13 protein-coding genes and 1 tRNA gene are annotated in these 9,604 nt (G+C 54.6%); 10 read left to right on the top strand and 4 right to left on the bottom strand.

Going from position 1 to position 9,604, the window contains the following annotated elements:
• Positions 1-391: 391 nt before the first annotated feature.
• From HPY90_RS13615 to HPY90_RS13605, 3 genes are read right to left on the bottom strand one after another with little or no spacing between them, the layout of a single operon-like run.
• Positions 392-724, bottom strand: coding sequence for a hypothetical protein (locus HPY90_RS13615; RefSeq protein WP_287195273.1), 333 nt, complete (start codon positions 722-724; stop codon positions 392-394).
• Positions 663-1,235 carry a Panacea domain-containing protein gene (locus HPY90_RS13610; RefSeq protein WP_287195271.1) on the bottom strand — a complete coding sequence of 191 codons (573 nt, stop codon included), beginning with the start codon at positions 1,233-1,235 and terminating at the stop codon, positions 663-665. The genes HPY90_RS13615 and HPY90_RS13610 overlap by 62 nt, the downstream gene beginning before the upstream one ends.
• A gap of 4 nt (positions 1,236-1,239) precedes the next feature.
• Positions 1,240-2,109: a hypothetical protein gene (locus HPY90_RS13605; protein WP_287195269.1), complete on the bottom strand. Its 870-nt coding sequence runs from the start codon at positions 2,107-2,109 to the stop codon at positions 1,240-1,242.
• A gap of 123 nt (positions 2,110-2,232) precedes the next feature.
• On the opposite strand from HPY90_RS13605, the gene HPY90_RS13600 reads away from it, so the two are divergent.
• The 10 genes from HPY90_RS13600 (at position 2,233) to HPY90_RS13555 (ending at position 9,425) form a co-directional block, all read left to right on the top strand.
• Positions 2,233-2,436 (top strand): helix-turn-helix domain-containing protein, encoded by a 204-nt coding sequence (locus tag HPY90_RS13600; RefSeq protein WP_287195267.1) that lies wholly within the window; start codon positions 2,233-2,235, stop codon positions 2,434-2,436.
• A gap of 124 nt (positions 2,437-2,560) precedes the next feature.
• Positions 2,561-5,014 carry a DUF3854 domain-containing protein gene (locus HPY90_RS13595; RefSeq protein WP_287195265.1) on the top strand — a complete coding sequence of 818 codons (2,454 nt, stop codon included), beginning with the start codon at positions 2,561-2,563 and terminating at the stop codon, positions 5,012-5,014.
• Between the two features lie 119 nt (positions 5,015-5,133).
• Positions 5,134-5,571 carry a hypothetical protein gene (locus HPY90_RS13590; RefSeq protein WP_287195264.1) on the top strand — a complete coding sequence of 146 codons (438 nt, stop codon included), beginning with the start codon at positions 5,134-5,136 and terminating at the stop codon, positions 5,569-5,571.
• Positions 5,572-5,610: 39 nt separating this feature from the next.
• Positions 5,611-6,363 carry a hypothetical protein gene (locus HPY90_RS13585; protein WP_287195262.1) on the top strand — a complete coding sequence of 251 codons (753 nt, stop codon included), beginning with the start codon at positions 5,611-5,613 and terminating at the stop codon, positions 6,361-6,363.
• A gap of 1 nt (position 6,364) precedes the next feature.
• Positions 6,365-6,688: a hypothetical protein gene (locus HPY90_RS13580; RefSeq protein ID WP_287195260.1), complete on the top strand. Its 324-nt coding sequence runs from the start codon at positions 6,365-6,367 to the stop codon at positions 6,686-6,688.
• On the top strand, positions 6,675-6,839 hold the full coding sequence (locus HPY90_RS13575; RefSeq protein ID WP_287195258.1) for a hypothetical protein: 165 nt from the start codon (positions 6,675-6,677) through the stop codon (positions 6,837-6,839). Before HPY90_RS13580 ends, HPY90_RS13575 begins: the two co-directional genes overlap by 14 nt.
• 97 nt (positions 6,840-6,936) lie before the next feature.
• Positions 6,937-7,308 carry a helix-turn-helix domain-containing protein gene (locus HPY90_RS13570; protein WP_287195256.1) on the top strand — a complete coding sequence of 124 codons (372 nt, stop codon included), beginning with the start codon at positions 6,937-6,939 and terminating at the stop codon, positions 7,306-7,308.
• Positions 7,309-7,439: 131 nt separating this feature from the next.
• Positions 7,440-7,721 (top strand): hypothetical protein, encoded by a 282-nt coding sequence (locus HPY90_RS13565; protein ID WP_287195254.1) that lies wholly within the window; start codon positions 7,440-7,442, stop codon positions 7,719-7,721.
• Positions 7,722-7,882: 161 nt separating this feature from the next.
• Positions 7,883-8,275, top strand: a complete 393-nt coding sequence (locus tag HPY90_RS13560) for a hypothetical protein (protein ID WP_287195252.1) — start codon at positions 7,883-7,885, stop codon at positions 8,273-8,275.
• A complete protein-coding gene (locus HPY90_RS13555) occupies positions 8,268-9,425 on the top strand; it encodes a site-specific integrase (protein ID WP_287195251.1) in 1,158 nt (385 codons plus the stop codon). The genes HPY90_RS13560 and HPY90_RS13555 overlap by 8 nt, the downstream gene beginning before the upstream one ends.
• 58 nt (positions 9,426-9,483) lie before the next feature.
• Here the strand turns inward: HPY90_RS13555 and HPY90_RS13550 are convergent.
• Positions 9,484-9,559, bottom strand: a tRNA-Glu gene (locus HPY90_RS13550).
• Between the last annotated feature and the right edge of the window lie 45 nt (positions 9,560-9,604).

Raw genomic sequence — 9,604 nt, 5'->3', positions numbered from 1 at the left:
CCCGTTTAAGGATTTAAAACAGCCTCCTGCCCGTTCTGATTCGCAAGGTGCAAAAAAGCCGCCGGTCAGGCGGCAGAACCTTAAAATATTTTCTTTTCTGGTAGCCCTAACGGGACTCGAACCCGTGCCTCCACCTTGAGAGTTACAGGGCGTATCCTGCCGCCGAAGTCAATAAATGTAAAATGCAGTAATATCAAGGCTTTGAGGAATTGGAAATGTCATACAAATGCCCTTTTGGTAAGTAAAATTCCGTTCCATTGCTGTAAGATTGCTGTAAAATGATGTGCCCGCCAAGCTATGTCCGGCAAGGGTTTGCGGGTTTATTGTCGTAAAGACCATGCTTACTTGAAAGGGCAAAGCCTTTTGAATTTGTTTCCCTTGCATAGAGTAATTACTGCACTACCCCATGCTTCCTTAAAAGCTTCAGGGCCTCTCTATAGGTTTCATCTTTTCTTAAATCTACATAGAGGAACATAACCTCTGGTTCTTTTGGGGGTGCATCCCAAATATCTGGCTTCTCTTCAGAAAGAACATATAAAATACGGAGCTTGCCGCTTTTAAACTTACGAATGCCGGAAAGCTCATGTTTGAGAAATCCAAAAGAAAGAGGGGCCGAAACTATAATTTCCTCCTTCTCGGCAATCCACTGAATAACATGAGAATCAAATTCTGATCTCAGTTTTAAGTAAAGATCGTGATACCTTTTCCGCCAGGACTTCATCATCCTCAAAACCCTCTATCATATCTGTAAGGGCGAAGTATTCTTCTTCGCTTTTGCAGGCCAGCTCAGCAACGTAAATAGGTTCATTTGGTTCTGAATATTTCCAGGCAGGCAGGTTATGAGAAAGTCTGGACAGTTCCGTGCCCGTTTTCCGGCCATACTTTTTACAAACTATGTTAACGGTCTCCTGGACTTCTTTTGAAAGCTCAGCCTTCCTCTTTGGGGCGTAACAGTATTGAAATTTTTCCTTCCCCTCTTCGTAAATCGGTATCAAGGCTGTTTTTTTGTCCCAGAGTTCTCCTTCGCCATCCTTTAACACTTCATCGAAAAAGGCTACAACGGGCCCATTTTTCATCCTGACAAAATAAAGTCCTGTAATAGAGTCCCCTGTTCTCTGGAAGTGTTCTATTTCAGCAAATAAAATTAACTTGGCAAGTTTGGTCTTGGGAACCTCTTTTGCCTTGTTTAGAAAGCCGAGAATAAGGTTTGCCAGTATTCCTTTTTTGTCCCTCATTTTATCACCCCTTTATTTTGATATTATGCCCCTGATTTCGGTGGTAGCTGCGCAATCTCTTCGCGTTTTCGTAACAGCGGGTAGAGCAGTAAGCTGCATTCGGCCTGGTTGCTATAAAAAAACCCCCGCAGGGCCGGTGCAGACAGCGGCGGTACTGCCGCAGCCCGGTCAGGTCAAGCCACGTGAGCAGATAACAACAATGCAGCAAGGACGGTGCCTGCCAGTATGTGCTCCACTGTTCTGGTGCTGCAACGTACCAGCTAACCGGCCTGCAACCAGCCAGGTAACGGTTCAAAATGTCCTGCGCTTCGCTTTTCCGGTCCTCCGGCTTTTTTGGTGCGTAACGATAACCTTCCGGCTTTTCACCGTTCGCCAGGGCAACAAAATGCTGAAACTCTTTCACGGCTTCAATAAACGCTTCAAGCGGCTCACGGTACATCTTATACCTGCAGCCCTCATGCGCCGGGCTGATGAAATGCTTACTGAACCATGTGTCATGCTGCAGCTTAATCCCTTTAACGCGGTACGGCTTGTATTCCTCCCCAGCGGGCCTCCATTCGCGATAGCCCTCCACATTCCAAAGCCCCAGCAAACCCCACCTGTTCACAAACCCTAATACCCCTTCAGGGCTTTTTGCGTCAAGCCTTGCCAGGTGGAGATGAGGCCACCGCTGCCATCCCTCGGGACGTTTGGGCTGTTCCGTGATTGGCGGGAGAGCAAGAGGCTGATACAGGTTTTTCTGTATGTCGAACGGCCTTCCGGTGGCTGCAATGTAGGTTATGCCGTCTTCCTCGACAAGCCCGTATTCAAGCCTGAACCAGACCGTTGCCTGCACCGGCAACACGTAATTCACCGTCTGCACGTCCGGGCGCATATAACCACCTTCATGTAACCGTTTTTGTGTACTGTTTTAGTTCTCGTAATCACTTTACACTGATATTTAAGAAATGTCAAACAAAAACAAGCGGTTTCAAGGAGTTTCAAGGAGGGGAAGAAAATGCAAGAGCGGAATTGGGAAAACCTGCCTGCGGTCATGGACTTACAAGAAACGGCGCGTTTCCTCGGGGTAGGTTATCGCACCGTGCTTCGGTTAGCACATCGGCAGGGGTTCCCGGCCCTCAGGCTGGGAAAGAAGTTTCTTGTGAACAGGGACCTCCTTCGGGTCTGGCTGGAGCGCGAAATGGGCAAACAGGGCAGGTAGGAAACGCATGTGGAAACGGAACCCGGCGTAGGCCGGGAGCGTGGGATGGGAGTTGATGTTCTATGTCCATTATATTCGAATCTTACCGTAATTTGAAGTGGCGCAACGGCTGGGAGGGGTTTTAATGTGGTATGAAGTAACCCGCACCCGGCCCTGCTTAATTTGTGGCAAGCCCGACTGGTGTTCCATCACCGACGACGGCACCTGGGCCGTCTGCCGCCGCGTTGACAATGGTCAGGGCACGCACAAAGTAGACAAAGCTGGTATGGACTACTGGCTTTACAAATTGACCGATGGCCCCCGCACCCCGCCGCCCGAACTCCCGGCCCGGCAGGAGTCCGAACGGGCCGATGCGGAGACCCTGCACCAGGTGTACTGCCGCCTGCTGGCCGAACTGACCCTGAGTCCGGAGCACCGCAAGAATCTGCGGAAGCGGGGCCTGTCGGACGAGGAGATAGACAGGCGCGGGTACAGGAGCCTCCCAGTGCGCGGGCGTTCGGAACTGGCCCGGAGGCTGTTAGACACCTTCGATCCGGAGACCCTGGCCCGGGTCCCGGGGTTCTACATCAGGGAAGAGGGTGGCCGGCAGTGGTGGTCGCTGGCCGGTCCCGCTGGCCTGGTGATACCTTGCCGGGATATCCAGGGCCGCATTGTGGCCCTGAAAGTGCGAAGCGACAACCCTGATGAAGAGCGCGGTAAGTACGTTTACGTTAGTTCAAAAAACCACGGGGGGCCCGGCCCCGGCGCACCGGTTCATCATCCTATATTTGATGGTAGCATTGGCGATATAGTGCGAATTACCGAAGGTGAACTTAAGGCTGACATTGCCACCACCCTTTCCGGCATCCTCACCATTTCCGTTCCCGGCGTTTCCTGCTGGCGGCCGGTCATCCCTGCCTTGAAGGCCCTGGGCGCAAAGCAAGTACTACTTGCCTTTGACGCGGATTGGAAGGTAAACCAGCATGTCAGACGGGCCCTTCACCGGGCTGCCGGTGCCCTGGTTAAGGAGGGGTTTGAGATAATGGTTGAGACATGGCCTTTGGAGCAGGGTAAGGGAATTGACGATCTTTTGGCGGCCGGAAATAAGCCCAAGACGTTGCAGGTGGCGGTAAAGGCCAAAGCCGACCCAAAGGGCAAGCCTCGAAACAAACCGCTGAACGGCCCGGCAGAAGGCGAAGACGAGTGGCAGCCCCGAGTGGCATGGCCTGACCCACCGAGACCGGAAGCTTTTCATGGTCTCGCCGGAGACTTCGTGCGGGCCGTCGAACCACATACCGAGGCCGACCCTGTGGCCCTGTTGAGCCAGTTTCAGGTCATGTACGGCAACATTATCGGCCGGACAGCTTACTTCGAGGTTGAGGCCGACCGGCACTATCTGAATGAGTTCCTGGGTCTGGTAGGCCCTACCGCAAAGGCCCGCAAAGGAACCTCCTTGGGACAGGTGCGGCGCATCTTCCGGGCGGTGGACCCGGAATGGGAAAAGAAGCGCGTCTTGACCGGACTGGCCAGCGGCGAAGGTTTGAAATGGCACGTCCGCGATCCTATCGAGAAAGAGCAGCCCATTTACGAGGAGTATGGCGGCAAGAAGGAGCTTGTCGGGGTCGAGACCTTCATAGTGGATCCTGGGGTGAAAGACAAACGCCTGCTTGCCTATGAGCCTGAATTCGCCTCCACGCTACGGGTCCTAGGCCGAGAGGGAAACACTTTATCGGCGGCGATTAGGGAAGCGTGGGACAGCGGAAACCTGGGGAACCTCACCAAGAACGACCCTGTAACGGCTACCGGGGCCCACATCTCGATTATCGCCCACATAACTAAACAGGAATTGCTGCGGTTCCTGGATTCCACCGAGGCCGGCAATGGTTTTGGTAACCGCTTTCTGTGGATCTGTGTGCGCCGGTCGAAGTTGTTACCGGAAGGCGGCCGCATTGGGGACGTGGACTTTGCACCCCTTGTTAAGCGACTAACGGCGGCCGTGGAGTTTGGCCGGAATATGGGGGAGCTAAAGCGGGACGCCGAGGCCGCAGCCTGGTGGAGAAAGGTCTATCCGGCCCTTTCGGAAGGCAAGCCGGGCCTTTTGGGTGCCATCCTGGCCCGTGCGGAGGCCCACGTCATGCGCCTGGCCTGTATCTATGCACTACTCGACCTTTCCCCCGTGGTGCGGGCCGAGCACCTGCAGGCCGCCCTCGCTCTGTGGGACTACTGCGAGCGTTCGGCCCGCTTCATCTTTGGGGACGCCCTGGGTGACCCATTGGCGGACGAAATCCTGCGGCTACTGCGGGCGGCGCCCAACGGCCTAACTAAGACGGAGATTTATGAACACTTCGGCCGCAACCGAAGCGCGGCCCAGATCAACCGTGCCCTGGGTTCGCTGCTCGAATTCGGTCTGGTGCAATTCCAAAAAGAGAAAACTGGCCGCCGACCGAGGGAAGGGTATGCGGCAGCCAAAACGCAAGTGTATATGGGGTACGAATTAAACGAATTAAACGAAGAATTGCGTGGCTCAAGCGATTCCGGTTCCGACGAATTACGAAATTATTCCCGCGAGGATATTTCCGAGAACGAGGGGGTCATGTGAAGGGAATTTTTTCGTAATACTTCGCGGTCTGCAAATCTAGTAGTGGCGCATAATTTCGTTAACTTCGTTTTTTTCGTACCAGATATTCAACTAGACGAGGAGGCTGGGGAGGTATAGCCATGAATGACGAGCTTCACATTTACGTGCTGGGGCCGATTGACACTTGGCGGGGGTTTACGCCCCTGACCCATTGGCGCTGGGGCGAAGAAACCGCGAATGTGGTGCTGCGTGCTCTGGTGGCTGCGGTTCGCGCCGGCTTTGACGGTAATCTGCGCCCCGGCGAAGAGATTTACCTGAGCGGCCTTCCGTGCGGGGACGATGAGAGCAACCACGTTGTCGTGGGGCTGAAGCAGGACAACAACGGAACAGTCTTTCTGGTATCCCCCGTAGACTTGCCCTACTTAAAGGAGCAGGCCATAGAGTACGTTCGGGTCGCGGTGCCCAGCTTCAGCCTGAGCACCCTGCGAGCCATCTTCAACCGCGCCATCCCTGTTCCCTCTCCGGAAGAAGAACTGCGGGCCATAATCGCCAGGGGAAGGCGACAGGCTGATGCGTAGACGGGCCGGAAGTGTTATGGCGAGCGAGGTGGTGAACTCATGGCCGCATCCCTGATTCAGAAGCTGGAGACCCTGGGCTACCGTTTCGAGGTGGACGGAGAGACCATCCGCTACCGGCGGGTGCTGAAGGTGGGCGACGAAGACCCGAGGCCGCTGCTTCTGGCATTGAAGACCCGCAAGGCCGAAGCCCTGGCGTACCTGCGCCAGCGGCAAGAACCGCACCCTAGGGACCGCGTGTGCCCGGATTGCCTTCATTCCGGCTCGGAAAAGAAAATAAGCCCGGATATTAAGGCACCAAAAGACCCCGCCCAGGAAGCAGCAAAAGGCCGGGTCCTCCTCCGGCGCCAGGGTTACGTCTTAATTTACTCCCACCTGCTGGGGGAAACCATTGCCCTGGTCCAGCCGGGCTTCCAGGGCAGGCTGCCTGAAGGCATGGTCTCGTACACAACAGAAGAAATCAAACTGCTGAAGGACTTAAGCGAAGACGACCTGAAACTGCTGCACAAGGCGAAGAGGGAGCTTGGTGCAACCGTTGTTCCCTACCTTGAGCGGAGCAAAGAAATGGACAGACTGGCAGAAGAGGCCCTGAAGCGCCTGGCTGCCGTCCACCCAGAAGGGGCCCTCCCCTGGGCGGAAAAGCACCGTCCCGACCTGCTGGAGATGTGCAGCAGGTGGGAAAAACGGCTGAATGAGGCTTACGAGGAGCTGGACCTGGAGGGGTTCAAAACGGCGCTGTTGAGGTGGGAGCAGGGAATGAAACTGCTGTTCAAGGCATACGAGGAGCGTGGTTGAGGTGGCCCTGATTCGGGTGCGGCTGAACAAGGCCACGCTGTACTTCACCCCGCAGGAGCTGACCGGCCTGCTGGCGAAGGACCCTGCCTTGTGGACAAAAGCGATTAAGCGCGGCAAGGCTGTCTTGCGGCAGCGGCAGGCAGAGCAGCGAGCCCCAAAGCACATTGGCGAGATACTGCCTGACGTGCTGGAGGAGATAAAGCGCCGGGCGGAAAGGGCAGGGAAATGCTGTTATGAAAGAGGCGGAGGACATCAATCAGCTTTTTCGAGAGGATGTCCGGGAGAAGAAGAAGGCCCGGGGCGGCCAGGCGGTGGCAAAGGTTAGGCCGAAACAGGTTATCACCCCCGCCGACTTCTCGTTTTACCCCAGGCGGTGGGGTTTGACTGCACCGGCGATTGTCCAAGTAGACGTGAGAACCGGTCGGGTTATGGTTTTCCGGTGGCCTTTTGAGCGGTACACGAAGAAAAATGACTAACCCATTCAAAAGTACCCCACCGGTGGACCACCAGTTCCGAACTGGTTCCCCACTCTGGGATGATGATGAAGGTGTTGAGTTGAAAGGAGGGCTGCTCTTGGAACCAAATCCTGACTACCGGGAACGTCGTGAGGAAGAAGGCGTCAAAAAGGAGATTGCCGACATCAAGGCGGAGATGCTCGCTACGGGTGAGAACCCGCTCCGGATTTGGCGGCAGCGGAAAGGACTGTCCCGCCGGGAACTGGCGATTATTAGCGGGCTTAGCTACAATGTCCTAAACGCCATTGAGGTGGGAAACCCCAAAACCATCAGCAGGCAGACCCTTGAAAAACTCATCGATGTCGGGGTCCCCGGTGATATTGCCGGGCTTTATTTAAGATGGAGAAGCAGGTGTCGGGAATTACTTGAAAGGAAGGTGGCTGAAAATGAACCGTGTAGTGGTGTGTGGACCGGGTGCCCGAAAGTATGACTTTCAGAAAAAGTTCCCCTTTAAACCCACCGATACCAAGGCGTAAACTTTGGCTTTTTTGTTGTCTTGAACCTGCTGCGCCGCCGTCCTCTGCTCCCTTTCTTTTTCCTGGCAGGGGTTGAGGACATCAGGTGGTAGACTTCCTTTTTCAGGTTCCCATCGTAAGGCCAAAGCTCAGCCTGGCAGACAGGGCACTCGTAGAAAACGTCCCTGCTTCCCGGCAGGTTTTGCTGAAGCATTGCTGCGCCGCAGAAGGGACAGACAACCGGTCTCGTTTCCATATCCATACTTTTAGTTTACCACAAAGCAACGGTCCGGATGGGTTTGCGGGCCACATAGGTGGGAGCAAAACGGCTTTTGCGGATTCCGGCAAGTTTGCCATTTCCCGCAAAACTTGTTTGCGGGCCACATAGTAAAGCGTGGGATGGCGCAGGAAGGGCGTTTTCCTGCTGGCAGGTATAAAACCCTTGCCGGAGGTTCTTTCTCCTCTTGTGCGCCAAATATAAAACTCTCCCGGCCTTATGAGCCGGATAGGCGCAGGGCGAACACCTATGCCGGGACGGTTGACTGTTTTTTGTTGTTATGCTACCATTGTATTATCCTACAGCATAAGGAGGGATGGGCGATATATATCGTCTGGACACCCATCAAGAAAAAGTACCAGCCGTACCTGCGCAAAGGCTGGCGCGAAAACGGAAAACTGAGGCAGGAGAGTTACTACCTGGGTCCGACCGTAGAGGCGGCAGAGGCGGTTTTACGGAGGCTTAAGCTGCCGGAAGAAGAAAAGCAGCGCCTTATCGCGGAACTACACCGGAAGCAACCAAAGGAGCCACCGACGGCGCAGGTGGAGAGGAAGGCGGTCCGGCAGCTAAAGCGTATTGCCGGCTGGTATCCGGGAAGCGAGAAGGTGCAGAAGGCGGTTAGCGCGGCGCTGGAAATTCTGGAAGGAGGGAAGGAGAATGGCTAAGCGTGGGCACGGGGAAGGAACCATTGTCAGGCACAAAAAGACCGGCAAATGGATGGCCCAGGCGTCTATCGGCTATGACCATGAAGGCAAGCTGAAACGAATCACGAAATATTTTGAGACCCGCAAAGAGGCCCAGGACTGGCTGGCGAAGGTCCAGCACGAAAAGAACACCGGCCAGTTTGTGGAGCCGGACAGAATCACCGTTGCCGAATGGGTGGCCCGTTACCTGGAAACATACGTCAAGCCGAAGGTAAGGCCGACCAGTTATTCTAACTACCATGACGCACTAAGGCTGCATATCATTCCGGCAATAGGCCATATCCCCTTACAATCACTGAAAACCCACATGATACAGGACTTCTACAACCAAAAGGCAGAAACCCTATCCGCCTGGATGATTCACCGAATCCACCAGATATTGAACGGCGCGCTGAAGCAGGCCGTCCGGGAAAGGTTGATTCCGAACAATCCGGCGGAATACACCGTGAGGCCGTCAATCAAGCGCAAGGAAATGGCTGTCTTAAGCCCGGAAGAAGTAGACCGCTACCTGGAAGCGGCCAGAAACGACCGGCTGTATCCTGCCTTCCTGCTTGAGCTTACGACCGGATTAAGGCGTGGAGAACTGCTTGCCTTAACCTGGGACTGCATAGACTTCGCCAAAGGTACGCTTACCGTGAAGAAATCCCTTACCCGTGTCCGGTACGTTGAGGAAGGCAGAACACGGCTGGAAATGACCGACCCTAAAACCGAAAGCAGCAAGAGGCTAATTCCTCTCCTGCCGGAAGTAATCCAGGAGCTGAGACGGCTGAAAAAGAAGCAGGCCGAAGAGCGGCTGTTCTTCGGCCAGGCATATCAGGACAACAACCTGGTATTTGCCCAGGAGAACGGAAAGCCAATTGACCCAAGAACTTTTGACCGGCGGCATAAGGCCATTTTAAAAAAGGCAGGGCTGAAACACGTCCGAGTGCATGACCTGCGGCATACCGTTGCCACAATCTTGATTCAGGAAGGAGAAAACCCGGAGAACCTGCGGGACCTGCTGGGCCATACCAGAACCTCTACAACTCTTGACCTTTACTGCCACAGCACTATGGAAGGAAAAAAGAAAGCCGTCGAGCGGCTGAAAGCAGTTTTGTCTCAATTGCAGTAATTTTGCAGTAAAATTGCTGTATGGTAAAGGCTTCCAACCCCGGAAGCCTTGATTTTTCTGGTAGCCCTAACGGGACTCGAACCCGTGTCTCCACCTTGAGAGGGTGGTGTCCTCGACCGCTAGACGATAGGGCCACAGATTGGCTGCGGGACCAGGATTCGAACCTGGGCTAGATGATC

Source organism: Syntrophothermus sp., assembly GCF_013314835.1.
Lineage (GTDB): Bacteria > Bacillota > Syntrophomonadia > Syntrophomonadales > Syntrophothermaceae > Syntrophothermus > Syntrophothermus lipocalidus.
Note: the sequence above shows the minus strand (reverse complement) of the source record. Positions and strands in the feature narration are given on the sequence as shown.

Excerpts from the sequence above, each read along its gene's own strand:
- HPY90_RS13615 (WP_287195273.1), bottom strand. The coding sequence starts at position 724 with ATGATGAAGTCCTGGCGGAAAAGGTATCACGATCTTTACTTAAAACTG.
- HPY90_RS13610 (WP_287195271.1), bottom strand. The coding sequence starts at position 1,235 with ATGAGGGACAAAAAAGGAATACTGGCAAACCTTATTCTCGGCTTTCTA.
- HPY90_RS13605 (WP_287195269.1), bottom strand. The coding sequence starts at position 2,109 with ATGCGCCCGGACGTGCAGACGGTGAATTACGTGTTGCCGGTGCAGGCA.
- HPY90_RS13600 (WP_287195267.1), top strand. The coding sequence starts at position 2,233 with ATGCAAGAGCGGAATTGGGAAAACCTGCCTGCGGTCATGGACTTACAA.
- HPY90_RS13595 (WP_287195265.1), top strand. The coding sequence starts at position 2,561 with ATGTGGTATGAAGTAACCCGCACCCGGCCCTGCTTAATTTGTGGCAAG.
- HPY90_RS13590 (WP_287195264.1), top strand. The coding sequence starts at position 5,134 with ATGAATGACGAGCTTCACATTTACGTGCTGGGGCCGATTGACACTTGG.
- HPY90_RS13585 (WP_287195262.1), top strand. The coding sequence starts at position 5,611 with ATGGCCGCATCCCTGATTCAGAAGCTGGAGACCCTGGGCTACCGTTTC.
- HPY90_RS13555 (WP_287195251.1), top strand. The coding sequence starts at position 8,268 with ATGGCTAAGCGTGGGCACGGGGAAGGAACCATTGTCAGGCACAAAAAG.